15 protein-coding genes are annotated in these 21,004 nt (G+C 61.9%); 1 reads left to right on the plus strand and 14 read right to left on the minus strand.

Features of this window, described 5'->3' with window-relative positions:
• Nucleotides 1–12: 12 nt before the first annotated feature.
• The 7 genes from nirB to GJ700_RS17365 all read right to left on the minus strand — a co-directional run bounded on the left by nirB (nt 13) and on the right by GJ700_RS17365 (nt 7,852).
• Complete coding sequence (nirB, locus tag GJ700_RS17335; RefSeq protein WP_154376077.1) at nt 13–2,547, minus strand: nitrite reductase large subunit NirB; 2,535 nt, start codon at nt 2,545–2,547, stop codon at nt 13–15.
• 20 nt (nt 2,548–2,567) lie between these two features.
• Complete coding sequence (locus GJ700_RS17340) at nt 2,568–3,863, minus strand: MFS transporter (RefSeq protein ID WP_154376079.1); 1,296 nt, start codon at nt 3,861–3,863, stop codon at nt 2,568–2,570.
• Between the two features lie 341 nt (nt 3,864–4,204).
• On the minus strand, nt 4,205–4,969 hold the full coding sequence (gene cobA / locus GJ700_RS17345; RefSeq protein ID WP_154376081.1) for a uroporphyrinogen-III C-methyltransferase: 765 nt from the start codon (nt 4,967–4,969) through the stop codon (nt 4,205–4,207).
• Between the two features lie 10 nt (nt 4,970–4,979).
• Nucleotides 4,980–5,654 carry a methyl-accepting chemotaxis protein gene (locus GJ700_RS17350; RefSeq protein ID WP_154376083.1) on the minus strand — a complete coding sequence of 225 codons (675 nt, stop codon included), beginning with the start codon at nt 5,652–5,654 and terminating at the stop codon, nt 4,980–4,982.
• A 19-nt stretch (nt 5,655–5,673) separates the two neighbouring features.
• Nucleotides 5,674–6,816: a CmpA/NrtA family ABC transporter substrate-binding protein gene (locus tag GJ700_RS17355; RefSeq protein WP_229507063.1), complete on the minus strand. Its 1,143-nt coding sequence runs from the start codon at nt 6,814–6,816 to the stop codon at nt 5,674–5,676.
• Between the two features lie 245 nt (nt 6,817–7,061).
• Nucleotides 7,062–7,661, minus strand: a complete 600-nt coding sequence (locus tag GJ700_RS17360) for an ANTAR domain-containing response regulator (RefSeq protein WP_154376087.1) — start codon at nt 7,659–7,661, stop codon at nt 7,062–7,064.
• The gene (locus tag GJ700_RS17365; RefSeq protein WP_195763920.1) at nt 7,658–7,852 is read right to left on the minus strand and encodes a hypothetical protein; all 195 of its coding nucleotides are present in this window, start codon (nt 7,850–7,852) and stop codon (nt 7,658–7,660) included. Before GJ700_RS17365 ends, GJ700_RS17360 begins: the two co-directional genes overlap by 4 nt.
• On the opposite strand from GJ700_RS17365, the gene GJ700_RS17370 reads away from it, so the two are divergent.
• A complete protein-coding gene (locus GJ700_RS17370; protein WP_195763921.1) occupies nt 7,851–12,350 on the plus strand; it encodes a DUF4214 domain-containing protein in 4,500 nt (1,499 codons plus the stop codon). The genes GJ700_RS17365 and GJ700_RS17370 overlap by 2 nt on opposite strands.
• On the opposite strand, the gene GJ700_RS17375 is transcribed toward GJ700_RS17370, so the two are convergent.
• From GJ700_RS17375 to recN, 7 genes are all read right to left on the minus strand, one after another.
• Nucleotides 12,347–13,027 (minus strand): UdgX family uracil-DNA binding protein, encoded by a 681-nt coding sequence (locus GJ700_RS17375; protein ID WP_154376093.1) that lies wholly within the window; start codon nt 13,025–13,027, stop codon nt 12,347–12,349. The two genes, GJ700_RS17370 and GJ700_RS17375, sit on opposite strands and share 4 nt — an antisense overlap.
• Before the next feature lie 101 nt (nt 13,028–13,128).
• On the minus strand, nt 13,129–13,800 hold the full coding sequence (can, locus tag GJ700_RS17380) for a carbonate dehydratase (protein WP_371868002.1): 672 nt from the start codon (nt 13,798–13,800) through the stop codon (nt 13,129–13,131).
• A 119-nt stretch (nt 13,801–13,919) separates the two neighbouring features.
• Nucleotides 13,920–15,050, minus strand: coding sequence for a molecular chaperone DnaJ (gene dnaJ / locus GJ700_RS17385; protein ID WP_154376095.1), 1,131 nt, complete (start codon nt 15,048–15,050; stop codon nt 13,920–13,922).
• 122 nt (nt 15,051–15,172) lie between these two features.
• The gene (dnaK, locus tag GJ700_RS17390) at nt 15,173–17,122 is read right to left on the minus strand and encodes a molecular chaperone DnaK (protein WP_154376097.1); all 1,950 of its coding nucleotides are present in this window, start codon (nt 17,120–17,122) and stop codon (nt 15,173–15,175) included.
• Between the two features lie 78 nt (nt 17,123–17,200).
• Complete coding sequence (grpE, locus tag GJ700_RS17395; RefSeq protein WP_154376099.1) at nt 17,201–17,752, minus strand: nucleotide exchange factor GrpE; 552 nt, start codon at nt 17,750–17,752, stop codon at nt 17,201–17,203.
• Between the two features lie 387 nt (nt 17,753–18,139).
• Nucleotides 18,140–19,249, minus strand: coding sequence for a ferrochelatase (gene hemH, locus GJ700_RS17400; protein ID WP_154376101.1), 1,110 nt, complete (start codon nt 19,247–19,249; stop codon nt 18,140–18,142).
• Between the two features lie 69 nt (nt 19,250–19,318).
• Nucleotides 19,319–20,998: a DNA repair protein RecN gene (gene recN, locus GJ700_RS17405; RefSeq protein WP_154376103.1), complete on the minus strand. Its 1,680-nt coding sequence runs from the start codon at nt 20,996–20,998 to the stop codon at nt 19,319–19,321.
• Nucleotides 20,999–21,004 lie beyond the last annotated feature (6 nt).

Consider the following 21,004-nt stretch of genomic DNA (forward strand, 5'->3'; position numbering starts at 1 on the left):
CTGCGGTGTGAGTTAAGCGGCTTTGATCGGGATGACGCGGGCCTTGCGCTCTTCCAGCGTGGCGGGGCGGATCTGGCCGCGCTCTTCCATGAAGACCACGTTCGGATCGGCCTTGTCGCTGTTGACGAAGGTGCGGAAGCGCTTGCGGGTTTCCGGATCTTCCACGGCCAGCTTCCATTCGCACGCATAGGTGTCGACCACGTTCTGCATGTCCGCTTCCAGTTCCGCCGCGATGCCCAGCTTGTCGTTGATGACGACTTCCTTCAGGTAATCCAGGCCGCCTTCCATGTTGTCGCGCCACACGCTGGTGCGCTGCAGACGGTCCGCGGTGCGGGTGTAGAACATCAGGAAGCGGTCGATGTACTTGATCAAAGTCGGCTTGTCCAGGTCGGACGCGATCAGTTCCGCGTGGCGTGGCTTCATGCCGCCATTGCCGCACACGTACAGGTTCCAGCCTTTTTCCGTCGCGATCACGCCCACGTCCTTGCCCTGGGCTTCCGCGCATTCGCGGGTGCAGCCGGAGACGGCGAACTTGATCTTGTGCGGCGAACGCAAGCCTTTATAACGGTGTTCCAGTTCGATCGCCAGGCCGACGGAATCGTCGACGCCGTAGCGGCACCAGGTCGAACCCACGCACGATTTCACGGTGCGCAGCGACTTGCCGTAGGCGTGACCGGTTTCGAAACCGGCGGCGATCAATTCTTCCCAGATCGACGGCAATTGTTCGACGCGGGCGCCAAACAGGTCGACGCGCTGGCCGCCCGTGATCTTGGTGTACAGGCCGTACTTCTTGGCCACCATGCCGACCGCGATCAGGCCGTCGGCCGTCACTTCGCCGCCCGGCATGCGCGGCACCACGGAATACGTGCCGTCTTTCTGGATATTGCCCAGGAAGTAATCGTTCGAATCCTGCAGGCTGGCGTGCTCTTTCTTCAGCACGAAATCGTTCCAGCACGACGCCAGGATCGATGCGGCCAGCGGTTTGCAGATGTCGCAACCGAGGCCTTTGCCGTGCTGCGCCAGCAACTGGTCGAACGTGCGGATATTGCCCACTTTGATCAGGTGGAACAGTTCCTGGCGCGAATACGCGAAGTGTTCGCACACATGGTTGTTGACGTCCATGCCGAGTTTTTTCATCTCGGCCTTCATCACTTGCGTCACCAGCGGCACGCAACCGCCGCAGGCGGTGCCGGCCTTGGTGCAGGTTTTCAGCGCGCCGATCGACGTGCAGCCGCCAGCCACCGCTTCGCAGATCGCGCCTTTCGACACGTCGTTGCACGAGCAGATTTGCGCGGCATCCGGCAGCGCATCGACGCCCAGGCCCGGTTTGGCCTTGCCGTCGGATTGCGGCAGGATCAGGAATTCCGGCGATTCCGGCAATTCCATCTTGTTCAGCATCATTTGCAGCAAGGTGCCGTATTCGGCTGCATCGCCCACCAGCACGCCACCCAGCAGGTAGCGGCCGCAGCTCGACACGACGATTTTTTTGTACACCTGCTTGCGTTCATCCATGAACTGGTACGAACGCGCCCCCTCTTCCTTCCCATGCGGGTCGCCGATCGATGCCACATCGACGCCCATCAATTTCAATTTGGTGCTCATGTCGGCGCCGTTGAATTCGGCCGCCTCGCCCAGCATGTGCTTCACCGCCACGCGCGCCATTTCATAGCCCGGCGCCACCAGGCCGAAGATCAGGCCGCCCCACAGTGCGCATTCGCCGACGGCGTAAATGTCGCGGTCCGACGTCAGGCAATTGTTGTCGATGACGATGCCGCCGCGCGGGCCGATTTCCAGGCCGCACTCCTTGGCCAGCATGTCGCGTGGACGGATACCGGCCGAGAACACCACCATGTCCGCATCCAGGTGCGAGCCGTCAAAGAATTCCAGGCGATGCGTACCGTTTTCGCCGTTGACGATGGCGGTCGTGTTTTTCGCCGTGTGCACGGTCACGCCCAGCGCTTCGATCTTCGAACGCAGCACGCGGGCGCCGCCATCGTCGACCTGCACCGCCATCAGGCGCGGCGCGAATTCCACCACGTGGGTTTCCAGGTTCATGTCGCGCAGCGCCTTGGCGCACTCCAGGCCCAGCAAGCCGCCGCCGATCACCACGCCGGTTTTCGAACGGGCGCCGCATTCGGCCATGGCTTCCAGGTCTTCAATGGTGCGGTACACGAAGCAATCCTTGCGTTCCTTGCCTGGCAGCGGCGGCACGAAAGGATAGGAACCGGTGGCCATCACCAGCTTGTCGTAAGAGAGAACATCACCGTCATTGGTCGTCACGGTCTTGGCGGCCGGGTCGATCGCGGTAGCCCGCGTATTCAGGCGCAGCACCATGTCGTCGCGGTCGAAGAAACCTTCCTTCACCAGCGACAGGTCATCCGCGCTTTTCCCGGCAAAGAATTCCGACAGGTGTACGCGGTCGTACGCCGGACGGGGTTCTTCGCACAACACCGTCACTTGCACGTTAGTGCCAGGCGCCTTGTGCGTCGCCAGGCTTTCCAGGAACTTGTGGCCTACCATGCCGTGGCCGATGACGATGATTTTCATTTTTACGACTCCTTGAGTTTTTAGGCCGCTGCGAGAGCGGTTTCTTCGACTTTTTCAGCGCTGAAGCGCGCTGCGATGGCGCACAGTGCCGAAGCGGCCACCAGTACGCCAAGAATGCTGAGGGTTTGCTGCGTGTCGCCGGTGCCCTTCATCAGGAAGCCCGCAGCCACCGCGCCAACGTTGCCACCCGCGCCGATGATGCCGGCCACGCCGCCCAGGGCGCGCTTGTCGACGAACGGCACCAGCGCGTAGGTCGAACCGCAAGCCATGTGGGTGAACAGGCCGAAGAGCAGCATGGCGATGACGGCCATGGTGACGCTGTCCGCTTTCGCGAACCACAGCAGGCCGATGCCTTCGCCGATCATCATGATGAACAGCACGGTGACGCGGCTGTTCAGGGTGCCGCGCAGGGCGGCCTTGTCCGAGATATAGCCGCCCAGTGCACGGGCAAACAGCGCCAGCAGGCCGAAGCTGCCGGCTGCCATGCCGGCCTGGCCGACGGACAGCTTGAAGTGGTCGACGTAGTAGGTGGCGGCGATGTTGTGGATGAAGATTTCCACGCCGAAGCAGGCGCCGTAGGTGATGAACAGCAGCCACACGCGGTAGTTGGCGGCAGCCAGTTTGAAGCTGTCCCAGCCGCCTTTTTTGCCGCCTTCGATGGCCACGCCGGCAGCGCGCAGGTCGCTGTAGTTACCTTCAGGGCAGTCTTGCGTGAATTTGTAGTACACCACGGCCATGATCAGCATCAGCACGCCCGGTACGATCAGGGCGGCGCGCCAGCCCATCGATTCATGCACACCCAGCATCACCATGGCGGCGACCAGCAGCGGCATGGCCGCCTGTGCCGCACCACCGCCGGCGTTGCCCCAGCCGGCCGACGCCGCGTTGGCGGTGCCGACGACTTTTGGCGCAAACATCACGGACGTGTGGTACTGCGTGATCACGAAGCTCGCGCCCACTGCGCCGATCAGCAAACGGAAGAACAGGAAGCTCTCATAGGTTTGCGCAGCGGCCACGCCCAGCACCGGGATCGAACCCAGTACCAGCAAGCCGGTGTAGGCCTTGCGCGGGCCATAGCGGTCGCACAGCGGGCCGATGATCAGGCGCACGACGATGGTGATGGCGACTGCCGCGATATTGATGTTGGCGATTTGCGCCTGGGTCAGTCCGAATTCGCCTTTGATGATCGGCATTAGCGGGGCACAGGCGAACCACGCGAAGAAGCAGACGAAGAACGCCATCCACGTCAGGTGGAACGCCCGCATTGGCGCCGAGGAGAATGAGAACAGGTTGATGCTGGTAGCTTTGCTGGCCATTTTTTTATCCCGAAATAAAAACGGCGTCCGCTCAGCACTGATCTTTACCAGTCTGGGCGGACGCCGTTGTCCTGCTGTTCCTCCGTTGGACCAGCGAAATGTTTGGGAGGGTCGCCTTTGACCCTATGCCTTACCTATTGCAAGAGGTGTGCCAGGTGTTTAGCTGCCCAAATCCCGGGGTTTACTTGTTACCTATGAAAGAAAAATGCGCCAAATGCCCCAAAACCGCATATTGCGGTGCAACAGCGCACGCTTATGGTGCACCGGGGTGGTGCGTAAGATGTTCGGGAGGAATCGTTGAAGAATTGGTTGGCGGACCGGACGGCCCGCCGGGAAAACAATCAGGCGGCGTGACGGGTTTCTTGCGTGGCAACGGCTTCACCCGGCCACGCATCGGCGCAGCGCACCACGTCGCCCACCACGATGACGGCCGGGCTGCCGATGCCGCTGGCGGCCAATGCGTCCGGCAACGCACCGAGCGTCGTGATCAACTGGCGCTGCGCATGGCGGGTGGCCGATTGCACCACCGCCACCGGCGTGGCGGGCGATGCACCGCCCGCCAGCAAGCCGGCCTGGATTTGCGCGCAGCGCGCCACGCCCATATAGATCACCAGGGTCAGCCGGCTTTGCGCCAACGCGCCCCAGTTGGGCTCCGATTGCGCATCCTTGCCATGGCCCGTGACGAATACGGCGCCCTGGCTCCAGTCGCGGTGCGTCAGCGGGATGCCGATCGAGGCGGCGCCCGCCAGCCCGCTGGTTATGCCCGGCACCACGTCGACGGCAATGCCCTGCGCCAGCAAGTGCGCGCGCTCTTCGCCGCCGCGCCCGAACATATACGGGTCGCCGCCCTTCAGGCGCACCACGTGGTGTCCGGCCCGTGCTTCCGCAATCATCAGGCGCTCGATGAATTCCTGCGGCGTCTGCGCGCAGCCGCCCCGTTTGCCCACGTACACGACGCGCGCCGTGGCTGGCGCCAGCGCCATGATGGCGTCGCTGACCAGGTCATCGACCAGCAGCACGTCCGCGGCTTCAATGGCTTTGACTGCCTTCACCGTCAGCAGATCCGGATCGCCCGGGCCCGCGCCCACCAATGTCACTTTGCTCATGTTGCCCTCCTTATGCGCTGGCCGTGGCCAGTGCGGTCTTCACCATATCGTCGATCTCACCCGTGATGTTGGACATCACGCCCGCCACCACGGCAAATTCCTTGCCGGCCTGTCCGGCCCGCGCCGCCACCACGCGCGCATTGAACGACACCATGCGTGCCTGCTTGGCAATGGTTTCAATGTCGGTGATCACGGAGCGCAACTGGTTTTTCATTTTCAGCGCATGGCGTTTCGACTGCTCTTCATAGATCGCCGTCACCTGGTTCAGCAGCGCCAGCAGCGGCGTGGTGTTTTCCACCAACTGGGCCAGCAAGCCTTGCGTGCTGCGCATGCCGTTTTCCGCCGCGTTCAGCGTACGCTCGGCCAACTCGATGAATTCACGGATCTGGCGGTCGCCGCCCGTGCGGCCGAAGTAGGCTTCTTCCAGCGCCGGGCAAAAAATGCCCGGCAGGGTGTCGCTGCCATCGACCAGCACCTGGTGCGCATCGCGGAACAGTTTCAGCGCTTCGCGCGCCACCGTCACAGCCCCTTCCTGGCCCTGCCCCGCCAGCACCGCATACAGCACCAGCCGTTGCGACGTGAACCGGCGGCGGCCGGACAGGTTGATCAATGCGCCAAACACTTCACCCGACAGCTTGGGCGCTTCTTTATTGACAGCCAATGCGGCCGATCCAGTGTGTGCCATGCATGCACCTCATGAGTTTTTACTGCCTGATGCCAAACGACGCCGCATAGCGGACCGGGTCGCGCCCGTCCCACACTTTGCCGTCCATCAGGATTGAACTTCGCAATTCGCCTTGCGGCACCGGTGTCTCCGTCCATTCGGCCGCCTCTTTATACAGGCTGGTCTGATGAACTGCGCTGGCCACGTCGTGGTAATCGGGGTCGGATTTCAGCAAGCCCCAGCGGCGCTGCTGCGTCATGAACCACATGCCGTCCGACAGATAAGGGAAATTGACGGCGCCTTCCTGGTGGAAGCGCAACGCGTGCGCATCTTCCCAGCTGTTGCCCATGCCGTCCTGGTAATGGCCGAGAATGCGCTGGCTGATCGCATCCTTGCCGGTATTCACGTATGCCGCGCCGGAAATGATTTCCGCCATCGCCATGCGGTTGGCCGCGGACGCATCGATCCAGCGGCTGGCTTCCAGCACGGCGGCAATCATGGCGCGGCAGGTATTCGGGTGGCGGCGGACAAACTCGCCCGATGCGGCCAGCACTTTTTCCGGATGTTCCGGCCAGATGTGCTGGCTGGTGGCCGCCGTGACGCCCACGCCATCCATGACCGCCTGGTGATTCCACGGCTCGCCCGCGCAAAAGCCATCCATATAGCCGGCCGCCAGGTACGGCACCATTTGCGCCGGCGGCACCGTGATGGCGCGCACGTCGCGCAGCGGATCCACACCATGCGCCGCCAGCCAGTAATACAGCCACATGGCGTGGGTACCGGTGGGGAAGGTTTGCGCAAACGTATAGGTGCGAGGCTCGCGCGCCATCAGCGCGGCCAGGGTGGCGCCGTCGGTGGCGCCCTGCTCCGCCAGGCGGCGCGACAGCGTGATGGCCTGTCCATTGCGGTTCAGGTTCATCAGCACCGCCATATCGCGCGCCGGGCTGCCGATGCCCAGTTGCGTGCCATACACCATGCCGTACAGCGCATGGGCCGCGTCCAGGTCGCCCGTCAGCAGCTTGTCGCGCACGCTGGCCCACGACGATTCCTTGCTGGGCACAATCTTGATGCCATACTTTTCATCGAAGCCCAGCACGGCGGCCATGACGATCGAGGCGCAGTCGGTCAACGGGTTGAAACCGATCTTGACCACCTGTTTTTCCGGACTTGCCTTGTTCACCATCGTCATCGCTCCATTGCGCTCGTTGCAAATAAAAAAAGCGTCCCTACGGCACGAAACCATTCGTACTGTCGAGACGCCATTGTCTGTGTGGCGTCAGCCGCCGTTGGCTGTGTCCACACTTTTTTATTTGCAAGGAGCGTGCCAGAGGAAACACGCGGAGGAAGGGGAACAACTACTTGCCGTGACGCACCATCGTGGTGCGAAAACAGCCCCAAAGTGCTGCAACGCACCAAGTCAGCCCAACATCAGCCCAACAAGTCTTCCACATCGAGGATGCGCTGGGCGATTTCCGCCAGGCGCAAATTCTTGTTCATCGCCATGGTGCGCAGCTTTTGATACGCCTTGTCTTCCGTGATGCCGTGGCGCGCCATCAACAAGCCCTTGGCCCGCTCCACCACTTTGCGCTCGGCCAGCTTCATGCGGGTGTCGTCCAGTTCCGCCAGCAGCTTTTGCTCCTGGGCGAAGCGGGCCAGCGCCACATTCAGTACCGGCTTGATGCGCTCCGGCTGCAAGCCCGCCACGATATAGGCGGAAACCCCGGCCGCCATGGCCGCTTCCATGCTGGACTCCGTCTCGTCTTCCGTGAACATGACGATGGGGCGGCGCTCGTCGCGCGTGGCGATGACGATATGTTCCAGCACGTCGCGCGCGTCGGATTCCGCGTCGACGATGATCATATCGGGCTGGATTTCTGCAATCCGTTCGGGCAAATGAAAATCGGCCGGCAGCGAAGCGACCAATTGATATCCGGCCTTTTTCAAGCCCGCCTGAACGGCATGGGCCCGCAACGAGGCGTCACTCTCGTCGGGCGGATGTACTAAAACGATGCGTAATTTGCGGCTCATGCTTCATCATTAAGCAAAAAATGCGCCATGAAAGAGCAAAATCTTGCTGTAATACGTTGATTATCAAATTTACATCTTGATTTTCCTATTGTAACATTGCTGGTTACGCCGTCTTTTTCCAGTCCCATGCCTGCCAATTCAGCCCCCATCTTTTCTTCCAGCCGCACCGGCGAACTGGTACTCGCGTCCATGAGCGGCAAACCAGCCGAAGCCATCACCGTCATGCCCGATGGCAGCCTGCTGGTCTTGCGCAATGCGGAGTTATCCCGCTTCCTGCCCGACGGTACACTGGACACCAGCTTTCAGCAAGACGGCACCAAGGTCTTGAAATTCGGCGCCATCCCGGCAATGGGTTCGCAAGACCTGGACCAAGTCATCATGCTGGGCAGTGGCAAACTGCTGCTCACCGGCTCCGCCATCGGCCCCGATGCGGCGCATTTCGGCAATACCAGCGTGCTGGTGGCGCGTCTGAACGCGGATGGCAGCATCGATACCTCGTTTGGCGGAGGCAAGGGTGTCACCCTGGCGAACTTGAATCCCAATGCCACCACGACGGTGGCAGGTTCTGCCATGGCCATCGATGGCAGCATTACCGTGGTGGCTGACACCTACGTCCAGCTCCCGGACGGCACGCATGCGCCGAACCAGATCGGACTGGTGCGCTTCCTGGCCAACGGCGCCCTCGATACCAGCTTCGGCAAGAAAGGGTTGCTGCTCGACGCTGCCAGCGGCTTGCAGGCCACCGACATGGCCATGCAGGCGGACGGCAAGATCGTCGTTTCCGCGACCCGCGTGACGGAGGAGGGCCAGTCCCAGTTCACCCTGCTGCGCTTCAATGCCGACGGCAGCCGCGATACCACGTTTGGCAAAAATGGCGAAGCAGCAGCCAGCTATCCGTCGCAGTACAACGGACAAAGCGCCGCCGCCAGCATAGCGCTGCAACCGGACGGCAAAATCATCGTGGCCGGCGCCGGCCCCGTCACGCTGAACGGTTACACCACCAGCGGCATGGCCGTGGTGCGCTACAAAGCGGACGGCACGCTGGACACCAGCTTCAGCGACGATGGCATGTATGCCCGCTACGCCACGCCGACGCCCGGGAAAGCGCAAGAGTGGATTTCCACGAACGCCACCTCGGTCGCGATTACTGAAGACGGCGCCATCATTGTCAGCGGCCGCACCTGGGCCAGCAGCGCCGGCGCCAGCCGCATCGATGAAGAATTTGTCGTCATAAAGTTGCATGCGGATGGCACGCCCGATACCACATTCGGCAATGCCGGCGTGGCGTTGTCCACCTTGCAGCCGTACGGCGGCGGCGCCAGCGCCATGGCGCTGGGCGCCGACGGTTCGATTATCCTGTCCGGCGGCGCGGTACCCGCCAATGGCGGCCTGACGTTGCCAACGCTGGTCAAGTTCACACCCGACGGACAGGCTGCGACGAATTTCGGCAGCGACGCCGGCCAGGCCAACAACAGCGCAAGCTGGGTGCAAGGCTATGCGCCGCAAGCGATCGCACCACTGCTGACCATCAGCGACGCAGATCTGAATACGGCGGCGCGCCGCTACGCGGGCGCCAGTATCACGCTGGAGCGCCGCGAAGGCGCCAGCGCGGACGACCAGTTCGTCGCCACCGGCACGCTGAGTTTCCGCAATGGCGCTGCCTACGTCGGCAGTGCCAACATCGGCACCGTCGACAACAGCCGCGGCGCCCTGCACATCGTTTTCAACAGTAGTGCAACGCAGGCGCTGGTCAACACGGCACTGCAATCAGTGGCGTACCAGAACAGCGGTACGATCCAGGAGGGCAAGACCGTCGACTTGCTGTGGACGTTCAGCGATGGCCAGCAGATTCCTGAAACAGCCCATGCCGCCAGCACCCTGACCTTGCACACCAATACCACGCCATACTGGATCGCGGCATTGCTCAACCAAAGCAGCAGCGCAGTCGATCTGAAAGCCGCGCTGGAAACCGCGCTGGGCAAGGCGCACGGACTCAACCTGGTGTTCGACGGCAGCACGCCCTATACCGCCACCGAACAGGCGGCCATCCGCGACCTGATCGGCGGAGCGTCCGCTGTAGCCAACCTGCCCCTGACGTCTGGCGGGGCAAAGCTGGCCATCCACGCAATGGGCCGTATCGCGCCCGGTAACAGCGGCGCCAGCCTGCTCGACAGCGACGGCGCGGACCTGTGGCTGGGCGCCATCGGCAACAGCGCCGGCAAGCCCGCGGTCGGCGCCAGCGCGCTGCTGCACGAACTAGGGCATGCGCTGGGTTTGAAAGACACGCAAGGCGGCGATGCCGCCCTGCCCATGCGGGATGAACGCAGTGGCGTCAGCGTCATGTCGCCCAGCGGCGCGGCCACGCTGGGCGCGCTCGATATCGCGGCATTGCAATACCTGTATGGCGTCAATCCCGCCACGCGCAGCAAGGACGATACGTACCAGCTCACCGCCAGCGCCAGCAATTTCCTCTGGGATGGCGCGGGCAACGACACCATCAGCGCCGCCGGCCTGTCCGACGGCATCACCCTGCACTTGCAGCCCGGCTATTGGGATTACATCGGCAAACAGGGTTCCGGTATTACGGCGCCAGGCCAGATCACCATTAACTATGGGACGGCCATCGAAAACGCCACCGGCGGCAACGGCGCCGACAACATCACTGGCACCGACGGCGCCAACGTCCTCAATGGCGGCAAGGGCGACGATATCCTCGCGGGCCTGGGCGGCAACGATACCCTGGTTGGCGGCGATGGCACCGATACGGCGGTCTACCAGGGTATGCGCGCCAGCTATACCGTGAAAAGCACGGCGACCGGTTATGTCGTGACCGCCAACAGCGGCAATGAAGGTACCGATACGCTAACCAGCATCGAGCGCCTGCAGTTTTCCGATGGCGTCGTCGCGCTCAATAGCCTGCCTACAGGCCAGGTCACGATCACGGGCACTCCCGTGCGCAGCCAGGTACTGACAGCCAATAACACGCTGGCCGACGCGGATGGCCTGGGTGCGCTGAGTTACCAGTGGCTGGCCGACGGCAAGGCGATTTCCGGCGCAACCGGCAAGACTTACCAGTTGACTGCCAATGAAGTGGGCAAGGCCATGACGGTCATGATCAGCTATGTCGATGGCAGCGGCACTGCGGAGTCCATAGCCAGTGCGCCGAGCAAGACTGTCACGGTACCGGCCACGCCTACCACGCCTACGGTGCCATCCGGATCGACAGGCACGGTGTCCATCAATGGAAAGGTCATGCAAAACCAGACGCTGACCGCAGCCCTGAGCCTGTCCGGCGCCGATATGCCGGACAAGATTGCTTACCAGTGGTATGCCGATGGCGTTGCCGTCAACGGCGCCACCGGCAGCGCGGTGCTGTTGACGGAAGCAACTGTGGGCAAGCGCATGACCGTCACGGCCAGCTACACCAACAGCCAGGGCAGCAAAGACACCATCACCAGCTCGGCCAGCGCGGCGGTTGACAACGTCAACGATGCGCCGGCCGGCATGCTGTCGATTATCGGTTCGCCCGGCACGAGTGGCACGCTGGGCGTCTCGAACGGGTTAACCGATGCCGACGGGCTTGGCCAGTTCAGCTACCGCTGGTTCGCCAATGGCAACTCGATCGACGGCGCCACCGACGTGCAATTGCCGTTGACCGCGGCCTTGAAAGACAAAACCATCACCGTCACGGCCAGCTACGTCGACGGCCATGGCACAGCGGAATCCGTCACCAGTGCGGCACTGCTCAATGCGGCGCCCAACCAGCCTGGCCTGTTGTCTGTTGCCTGGTCCGGCAACGCGCTGGCCGCCGCCATCACCGACGCCGATGGCGTGCGCAACGCGAGCCTGCTATGGCAAGCCAGTGTTGATGGCATGAACTGGGGCGGCGTCGCCGGCAGCTTCACCAGCGATGGCGTAGCGACCGTCATGACGCCGCTGGACGCGCTGGGCAAGCAGATTCGCATCACCGCGACCTACCAGGATTTGGCAGGCCACGACAAACAAATGGTGGCGCTGGTCGCACCCAATACGGGCGCGACATTGGTCGGCGCCAATGCCCGGGACACGCTGCTGGGCGGCGACGGCAACGACGTTTTGTCAGGCGGTGGCGGTGGCGATGTCATCGATGGTGGCGCGGGCATCGATACAGCCCGGTACGCCAGCGCCATCGCAGACTATGTCATTACCCGCAATGGCGCCGGCAACAACGCGGCCCTGCGCGTCGCGGATACCAAAGGCCAGGCCGACACATTATCCAATGTGGAACGGCTGCAGTTCAGCGACGCCGCCCTGGCGTTCGATGTCAATGGCGTGGCCGGCCAGGCATATCGGCTCTACCAGGCAGCCTACAACCGCGCGCCGGACAAAGTGGGACTGGGTTACTGGATCTCGGTCATGGACAAGGGTGCCGGTCTGAAAGATGTGGCGGCAGCATTTACAGCGGCGCAAGAATTCCAACAGCTGGCAGGCGAACATCCGACCAGCAGCCAAGCCATCACCGGCTTTTACAACAACGTGCTGCACCGCGCCCCCGATACACCCGGCCTCAATTACTGGACCGACATACTGGAGAGCAAGGTCGCATCGCTGTCCGATGTGCTGATGTTCTTCAGCGAAAGCCCTGAAAATGTCGCGGCATTGGTGGGTGTCACCGCCAATGGCATTGCCTACACGCCTTATGGCGGTTAAACGACCGGCATGCGGTAGTCAGAAGACAGCGACAATTCCAGCGCCGTGCGCAGCGCGTGCACCAGTGCCGCCATGGCCTCTTCGCGCGTCTCCTGGTCCGGCACGCGCAGGATGAACGCGGGGTGATAGGTCGCCACCACCTGGTAAGCGCCATGCCGCACGGGCGCCTCCATGAACGCCTTGAGCGTGGCGCGCCTATCTTCCAGCACGGATTTCAGCGCGGTGCTGCCCAGCGCCACCACCACGGCCGGCCTGATTTTCGCCAGTTCCGCTTCCAGCCAGTAATGACAGGCCGCGACTTCCTTCTGCGCCGGCGTCTTGTGCAGGCGGCGCTTGCCGCGCGGCTCCCACTTGAAATGCTTGACGGCGTTGGTGACATAGACGTCGTTGCGGTCGAGGCCGGCCTGTTCCAGCGCACGCTCGAGCAGGCTGCCGGCGGGGCCGACAAATGGCTTACCCTGCAGGTCTTCCTGGTCGCCCGGCTGCTCGCCGACCAGCATGATGCGCGACCGTTTTTTTCCTTCGCCGGGGACGCCCTGGGTGGCGTTGGCATACAGGGGACAACGGCGGCACTCGTCGAGGTGCGCGGGTTCCTGGTCAGGGTCAACGGGGATGCCTGACGCAGGCACAGGCGCCGCGTCGGCTGACGTCTTCAGGGAAGGGGGATGTTTGGCCATATGCCCATTCTACGGAGGCATATACCGGGCGGCGCACGGGTGCGCCGCGGGGCAGCCGGCCGTCGCCGCGTCGCGGCAACGGGCCGGCTGGTTGCGATGGATTACTGATCCAGCTCGGCGTACAGCGCCAGGCGCTTTTGCTGCGCCGGCGCCAGCTGGTCCAGGCTGGACACGGCCAGCTGGTCGCGCAGGTGGCCGTCTTGCAAGCCATACACCCAGCCATGCACGGTCAGTTCCTGGCCACGGGCCCAGGCATCCTGCACGATGGTGGTCGAGCACACGTTGACCACCTGCTCCATGGCGTTCAGTTCGACCAGGCGGTCGGCGCGCGCGCCCTCGGGCAGCACGGCGCCCAGGTAGCGCTCATGTTTCTGGTGCACGTCCTGCACGTGGCGCAGCCAGTTGTCGGCCAGGCCCACGCGGGTATTGGTCATGGCGGCATGTACGCCCTTGCAGCCATAGTGGCCCACGATGATCACGTGCTTGACCTTCATCTGTTCAATGGCAAATTGCAGGACCGACAGGCAGTTCAAGTCCGTGTGCACCACCACATTGGCGATGTTACGGTGCACGAACACTTTGCCTGGTGGTAGGCCCAGCAGTTCATTTGCAGGAACGCGGCTGTCCGAGCAGCCGATCCACAGGTATTCCGGCGTCACCTGGGTCAGGTCTTTGAAATAATTCGGGTCGTGCTGAACCTTCAAGTGCGCCCAGGCGCGATTATTCTCCAGCAGGTTGGCCAGTGGGGAAGTCGTGTTGTTGTCGCTCATCATGTCCTCTCATGTACGCGCAAAAAACCGCCTGTTGCCGGCAAAGCAACAGGCGGTCCGGGGAATTTGGCGCTATGGTACCGCAATCGGGACGACAAGACATCGTCCCGTGGTGATCCCGGTTATTCGAAGAAATCCTTCACCTTGTCGCGCCACGTTTTACTTTGTGGCGAATGCTTGGCGCCGCCTTCCGTGGTGGACTTCTCGAACTCGCGCAGCAAGTCTTTCTGCTTGTCCGTCAGCTTGACCGGCGTTTCCACCGCCACGTGACAGAACAGGTCGCCCGGGTAGCCGGAACGCACGCCCTTGATGCCTTTGCCTTTCAGGCGGAAGGTCTTGCCCGACTGGGTCCCTTCAGGAATCGTGAACGCGACTTTGCCCGACAGGGTCGGCACTTCGATTTCACCGCCCAATGCCGCGCGCGCAAACGAGATCGGCATTTCGCAATGCAGGTCGTCGCCTTCGCGCTGGAACACCGCGTGCTGCTTGATGTGGATTTCCACATACAGGTCGCCCGGCGGGCCGCCATTGGTGCCCGGTTCGCCATTGCCGGACGAACGGATACGCATGCCGTTGTCGATACCGACAGGGATCTTCACTTCCAGCGTCTTGTTGCGCTTGATACGGCCCGCGCCGCCGCAAGGCGAGCAAGGGTCCGTAATGATCTTGCCCGTGCCGTGGCATTTCGGGCAAGTCTGCTGGATGCTGAAGAAACCCTGCTGCATGCGCACCTGGCCGTGGCCGCCGCACGTCGAGCACGTCACAGGCGACGTGCCCGGCTTGGCGCCGGAACCGTGGCAGGTATCGCACTTGTCCCACGATGGAACGCGGATGGTGGTATCGAAACCGTTGGCCGCCTGCTCCAGGGTGATTTCCAGGTTGTAGCGCAAGTCGGCGCCACGGTACACCTGCGGACCGGAACTGCGGCCACCGCGGCCGCCGCCAAAGATATCGCCAAAGATGTCGCCAAACGCGTCGCCGAAGCCGCCCGCGCCAAAGCCGCCGCCACCGCCGCCGCCCATGTTCGGGTCCACGCCGGCATGGCCGTAGCGGTCATAAGCCTCGCGCTTTTCCGGATTGGTCAGCATCTCGTAGGCCTCTTTGACCTCCTTGAACTTCTCTTCCGATTCCTTGCTGTCCGGATTGCGGTCCGGATGGTATTTCATCGCCAGTTTGCGATAGGCTTTCTTGATCTCGTCTTCGGACGCATTCTTTGCGACCCCGAGGATCTCGTAAAAATCACGCTTTGCCATGTTGTAGGCACCTAACTTCTGATGTACTGATTACGCGAAAAAGCCGAGCCGGCCTTAAAAGGAACTCGGCTCGGCGTTCGTGCCTGCGTGAACGGGCCGAAAGACCCGTTGACGCACTCTGATTACTTGCTGTCCTTGACTTCTTTGAAGTCGGCGTCGACCACGTCGTCATCTTTCTTCGCTTCGCCGCCTTGCGCGCCGGCCTGCTGTGCGCCAGCTTCGGCGCCGCCGGCAGCAGCTTGCTGTGCCTGCATGTCAGCGTACATCTTTTCGCCCAGCTTTTGCGAAGCGGTCGACAGCGCAGCCACTTTGGCGTCGATGTCAGCCTTGTCGCCCGACTTGATCGAACCTTCCAGGTCAGCGATGGCAGCTTCGATCTTTTCCTTCTCGCCACCTTCCAGCTTGTCGCCGTATTCGGTCAGCGATTTGCGGGTCGAGTGGACCAGCGCGTCAGCCTGGTTGCGGGACTCAGCCAGTTCCTTCAGCTTCTTGTCTTCTTCCGCGTTCAGTTCGGCGTCCTTCACCATCTTCTGGATTTCTTCTTCCGACAGGCCCGAATTGGCCTTGATGGTGATCTTGTTTTCCTTGCCGGTGGCCTTGTCTTTCGCGCCCACGTGCAGGATGCCGTTGGCGTCGATGTCGAAGGTCACTTCGATCTGTGGCGTACCGCGTGCTGCCGGCGGGATGCCTTCCAGGTTGAATTCGCCCAGGCCCTTGTTGCCGGCGGCGATTTCACGTTCGCCCTGGTAGACCTTGATGGTCACGGCAGGCTGGTTGTCGTCGGCGGTCGAGAACACTTGCGAGAACTTGGTAGGAATCGTGGTGTTCTTGTGAATCATCTTGGTCATCACGCCACCCAGGGTTTCGATACCCAGCGACAGCGGCGTCACGTCCAGCAGCAGCAAGTCCTTGCGGTCGCCGGCCAGCACGGAACCCTGGATCGCGGCGCCCACGGCAACCGCTTCGTCCGGGTTCACGTCCTTGCGTGGATCCTTGCCGAAGAACTCTTTGACTTTTTCCTGCACCTTCGGCATACGGGTCATACCGCCGACCAGGATGATGTCGTCGATGTCGGCCACTTTCACGCCTGCATCCTTGATCGCGGTGCGGCATGGTTCGATGGTGGCGTTGATCAGTTCTTCCACCAGCGATTCCAGCTTGGCGCGGGTGATCTTCAGGTTCAAGTGGACTGGCGCGCCGTTCGCCATGGCGATGTACGGCTCGTTGATTTCAGTCTGCTGCGACGACGACAGTTCGATCTTCGCGCGCTCGGCCGATGCCTTGATACGCTGCAGGGCGATTGGATCTTTTTTCAGGTCCAGGCCGTTGATCTTCTTGAATTCGTCGATGATGTAGTCGATCACGCGCTGGTCGAAGTCTTCGCCGCCCAGGAAGGTGTCGCCGTTGGTCGACAGCACTTCGAACTGCTTTTCGCCATCCACGTCGGCGATTTCAATGATCGACACGTCGAACGTACCGCCGCCCAAGTCATACACGGCGATCTTGCGGTCGCCCTTGTCGGTCTTGTCCAGGCCGAATGCCAGCGCAGCCGCGGTTGGTTCGTTGATGATACGTTTGACTTCCAGGCCCGCGATACGGCCGGCGTCCTTGGTCGCCTGGCGCTGCGAGTCGTTGAAGTACGCAGGCACGGTGATCACCGCCTCAGTGACTTCTTCACCCAGGTAGTCTTCCGCGGTTTTCTTCATCTTGCGCAGCACTTCCGCCGAGATTTGCGGAGGAGCCAGTTTCTTGTCGCGCACGCCGATCCACGCATCGCCATTGTCGGCTTTGGTGATTTCGTACGGCATCAGCGCGATGTCTTTCTGTACTTCTTTTTCTTCAAACTTGCGGCCGATCAGACGCTTGACAGCAAACAGCGTGTTTTTCGGGTTGGTGACCGCCTGGCGTTTTGCCGGCGCGCCAACCAGGATTTCGCCGTCTTCTTGGTAAGCAATGATCGAAGGCGTGGTACGCGCGCCTTCCGCGTTTTCAATGACTTTTGGCTGACCGTTTTCCATGATGGAAACGCAAGAGTTGGTCGTGCCGAGGTCGATACCGATGATTTTGCCCATGATTTATTTTCCTTGTAAGCGAAGTTTCTGTTGAACCGTATATTGGGAATTGCTGTGCAGTTTCAAGCGGCCAAGGCTTTATTTGCCTTGCGCGGCGGTGACAATGGCCGGACGCAGCAGGCGGTCGGCAATCATGTAGCCTTTTTGCAACACCGTCACGACGGTATTCGCTTCCTGTTCGGCCGGAACGACCGATACGGCTTGGTGTTTGTTCGGATCCAGCTTTTCACCCTGGGCCGGCTGGATTTCCAGCAGGCGGTTGCGCTCGAACGCGGAGCTCAGCTGTTTCAGCGTCATTTCGACGCCTTCCTTCAGCGATTCCAGCGATGGATTTTCCACCTTCAGCGCCATTTCCAGGCTGTCTTTCACCGGCAACATGGCTTCGGCAAAACTTTCAACAGCGAATTTGTGTGCCTTGGCCACGTCTTCCTGGGCACGACGGCGGATGTTCTCGCCTTCCGCCTTGGCGCGCATGAAGGCCTCATGCATTTCAGCCAGGCGCGCTTCGGTGCTGGCCAGTTGCTCTTCCAGCGATGGGGTGGCGGTTGCCTGGGCTTCGGCGGGAGTCGAATCTGCCGGCGCCTGGTCCACCTCTGGATTAGGGACCGTTTGATTTTCCTGATCTTGCATCTAAAAGACTCCTACAAATCGTGTTTGTTTGACATTACAGCTTGCAGCACGGGCACCAAGTGGGGCTATAACCTTGCATTTCAAGGGGTCTTTTCCCCCTTCCTTCCGCGCGATGTGTCTGATGTAACCAACTCGTTACACATTAAAAACATCGAGAGATGGTTATTACCGCCACAGCCGCTAAGATGAAATCAAGGAGGTCGTTATGAAATTGTCATTCATCGCAGCATCGATCCTTGCCTACACCCTCTTGGCGGTTGCGTGGTTGTGCTACACGGAACTGATTCCCTGACCTTTGCAGGCCCTGCAAACTGGATATTTTAACAGGCTGGCACTCACCGGCGGCAAGTGCTAATAATTGCAGGGCGAATTGCGGGGCGGCTCCGGTCAGTTTTCCGCGCCGAGTTTGAGGGCGGCGACGCGGGCCTTGTCCAGGTCTTTTTTGGCAACGTCATGCTGCGCGCCCGTGATCATCGTGGGCCAGCCAATCATTTGATGCTCGGCCAGTTCCGCCAATGCGGCAATCCACGCGGGCGATTCGTTCAGGCACGGGATGTAGTGGAATTCCTTGCCGCCCGCCGTCAGGAAGTCATGCCGCACTTCCATCGCGATTTCTTCCAGGGTTTCCAGGCAATCGCTGGTAAAGCCGGGGCAAATCACGTCAACGCGGCGCACGCCCTGTTTCGCCAGGGCCTGCACGGTGGGTGCGGTATACGGTTGCAGCCATTCGGCCTTGCCGAAACGGGACTGGAACGTGACGATGTAATCGTCTTCCTTCAGCTTGAGCTTGGTGGCCAGCAGGCGCGCCGTCTTGTGGCACTCGCAGTGGTATGGGTCGCCCAGCAGCAAGGTCCGCTTGGGCACGCCATGGAAACTCATGACGAGTTTCTCGCCACGGCCATTGGCTTCCCAGTGCGCCAGCACCGACTTTTTCAGGGCATCGATATAGCCGTCGTCATCGTGGTAATCGCGCACCAGGCGCAAGTCCGGCACGTTGCGCACGGTTTTGAAATGGTCGAACACGGCGTCATAAATCGATCCCGTGGTGGTGCCGGAATATTGCGGATACGCGGGCAGCACGACGATGCGGGTGCAGCCATCCCTTTTCAGCCGCGCCAGCACATCGGGCAACGATGGCGAACCGTAGCGCATCGCCATCGCCACCGTCACATCGCGGTGGCCCCGCTCACCCAGCGCGCCGCGCAACAGCAGCGCCTGCTTTTGCGTATGGATCTTCAGCGGCGAACCCTCGTCCGTCCAGATCGACGCATATTTTTTTGCCGACTGGCCGGAGCGGAATGGCAGGATGATCAAGTGCAGGATCCACCACCAGATGGCGCGGGGAATTTCCACCACGCGCGGATCGGACAGGAATTGCTTCAGGTAGCGCCGCACGGCGGAGCGGGTCGGCTCGTCCGGCGTGCCCAGGTTGACAAGCACCACGGCGCTGGATGAGCCGGTGCCGTGCGTGTGAGGGGGTTCTTTTTGGAAGGCCATGAATCTGCAATGACGAATATGAACGGTCATTATAGATTCATTACCACCTCCCAGTTATTTGCCGGCCATTTATAAGGCCAACAGCTCCTGCGCATGCTTGCGCGTGGTGGCCGTGATTTCCAGCCCGCCCAGCATGCGCGCCACTTCTTCCACGCGGGCCCGGTGATCCAGCACATCGATACGGGACGCGGTCTTGCCGGTGTCCGTCAAGCCCTTCGCCACCTGGAAATGCTGGTTGGCCTGGCTGGCCACTTGCGGCAAGTGCGTCACGCACAGCACCTGGCGCGCCTGGCCCAGGCGCTTCAGCAAGCGCCCGACCACTTCCGCCACGCCGCCGCCAATGCCGCTGTCGACTTCGTCGAAGATCAGGGTCGGCACCGTCGTCGCATGCGACGTGATGACGGAAATCGCCAGCGAGATACGGGCCAGCTCGCCGCCGGACGCGACTTTCGCCAGCGGGCGCAACGACACGCCCGCATGGCCCGCCACCAGGAATTCCACCTGTTCGATCCCGACGGCGGACGGCTCGCACGGGCGCAGCGCAATGGCGAACACGCCGCCCGTCATGTTCAATTCCTGCATGGCCGCCGTGACGGCAATGCCCAGCCGGTGTATCGCGCGCTCGCGCATGGCGGACAGCGCTTCGGCCGCTTCCATGTAGGCCGCCTTGAGTTTCTGTTCCTGCTGGCGCAAGCCATCGAGGTCCGACGCGTCGGCCAGCTGGCGCAGCTTGTTGGCCAGGTTCGCATGTTCCTGCGGCAGCTCTTCCGGCGCCACGCGGAACTTGCGCGATGCCGAATGCAGCGCTTCCAGGCGCGCATCGACCTGGCGCAAGCGTTCCGGGTCCAGTTCCACCTTGTCCAGGTACGTGTTCAGCGCATACACGGATTCCTGCAACTGGATGCGGGCCGATTCAATCAATTCCACCGTCGGCTGCAATTCCGCATCGATGGCGGCCAGCTTGCCCAGCTTTTGCTGCAGCGAGGACAGTTGCGACACGATCGGATGGTCATCCGATTCGGACAGCGCCGCCAGGGTTTCCTGCGCACCTTCGAGCAGGCTGGCCGCATGCGACAGGCGGCTGTGCTCGTGCGACACTTCCTGCCATTCGTCAGCCTTGGGCGCCAGCTTGTCCAGTTCCGTCACTTGCCATTCCAGGCGTTCCCGCTCGTACGCCAGGTTGGCGGCATTGGCTTCGTATTCGTGCAATTGCCTGGCCAGCGCGCGCCACGCGCGGTAGGAGGCGCCGACCGTTTGCAGCTGGCCCGCCATGTCCACACCTTCTTCGGCGCTATTGAGCTTGGCATAGTTATCCAGCAATTCGCGCTGCGCTTCCGCTTTCAGCAGCGACTGGTGCGCGTGCTGGCCATGGATGTCCACCAGCAAGTCGCCCAGCTCGCGCAACTGCGCCGCCGTGGCGGCCACGCCATTGATATACGCCTTGGTGCGGCCCGCATTGTCGATCACGCGGCGCAGCAAGGCCCCGCCTTCTTCGGCCGCGAATTCATTGGCGGCCAGCCACGCGGCCGCCGCTTCCGTCACGGCGAAGTCCGCCGTGATGTCGGCCTTGGCCGCGCCTTCGCGCACCATGCTGGCATCGCCCCGCCCGCCCAGCGTCAGGGACAGCGCATCGATCAGGATGGACTTACCGGCGCCCGTTTCGCCTGTGAAGACAGTGAAGCCGGCGGAGAATTCCAGTTCGATGGTGTCGACGATGACGAAATCGCGGATGGACAGAGTACGAAGCATAGGCAG

The sequence above is a fragment of the Pseudoduganella rivuli genome, from assembly GCF_009674485.1.
Lineage (GTDB): Bacteria > Pseudomonadota > Gammaproteobacteria > Burkholderiales > Burkholderiaceae_D > Rugamonas > Rugamonas rivuli_B.

What these genes read in the sequence shown, in the direction of transcription:
- nirB (WP_154376077.1), bottom strand. Translation starts at nt 2,547, where the DNA reads ATGAAAATCATCGTCATCGGCCACGGCATGGTAGGCCACAAGTTCCTG.
- GJ700_RS17340 (WP_154376079.1), bottom strand. Translation starts at nt 3,863, where the DNA reads ATGGCCAGCAAAGCTACCAGCATCAACCTGTTCTCATTCTCCTCGGCG.
- cobA (WP_154376081.1), bottom strand. Translation starts at nt 4,969, where the DNA reads ATGAGCAAAGTGACATTGGTGGGCGCGGGCCCGGGCGATCCGGATCTG.
- GJ700_RS17350 (WP_154376083.1), bottom strand. Translation starts at nt 5,654, where the DNA reads ATGGCACACACTGGATCGGCCGCATTGGCTGTCAATAAAGAAGCGCCC.
- GJ700_RS17355 (WP_229507063.1), bottom strand. Translation starts at nt 6,816, where the DNA reads ATGGTGAACAAGGCAAGTCCGGAAAAACAGGTGGTCAAGATCGGTTTC.
- GJ700_RS17360 (WP_154376087.1), bottom strand. Translation starts at nt 7,661, where the DNA reads ATGAGCCGCAAATTACGCATCGTTTTAGTACATCCGCCCGACGAGAGT.
- GJ700_RS17370 (WP_195763921.1), top strand. Translation starts at nt 7,851, where the DNA reads ATGAGCGGCAAACCAGCCGAAGCCATCACCGTCATGCCCGATGGCAGC.
- GJ700_RS17365 (WP_195763920.1), bottom strand. Translation starts at nt 7,852, where the DNA reads ATGGACGCGAGTACCAGTTCGCCGGTGCGGCTGGAAGAAAAGATGGGG.
- GJ700_RS17375 (WP_154376093.1), bottom strand. Translation starts at nt 13,027, where the DNA reads ATGGCCAAACATCCCCCTTCCCTGAAGACGTCAGCCGACGCGGCGCCT.
- can (WP_371868002.1), bottom strand. Translation starts at nt 13,800, where the DNA reads ATGATGAGCGACAACAACACGACTTCCCCACTGGCCAACCTGCTGGAG.
- dnaJ (WP_154376095.1), bottom strand. Translation starts at nt 15,050, where the DNA reads ATGGCAAAGCGTGATTTTTACGAGATCCTCGGGGTCGCAAAGAATGCG.
- dnaK (WP_154376097.1), bottom strand. Translation starts at nt 17,122, where the DNA reads ATGGGCAAAATCATCGGTATCGACCTCGGCACGACCAACTCTTGCGTT.
- grpE (WP_154376099.1), bottom strand. Translation starts at nt 17,752, where the DNA reads ATGCAAGATCAGGAAAATCAAACGGTCCCTAATCCAGAGGTGGACCAG.
- hemH (WP_154376101.1), bottom strand. Translation starts at nt 19,249, where the DNA reads ATGGCCTTCCAAAAAGAACCCCCTCACACGCACGGCACCGGCTCATCC.
- recN (WP_154376103.1), bottom strand. Translation starts at nt 20,998, where the DNA reads ATGCTTCGTACTCTGTCCATCCGCGATTTCGTCATCGTCGACACCATC.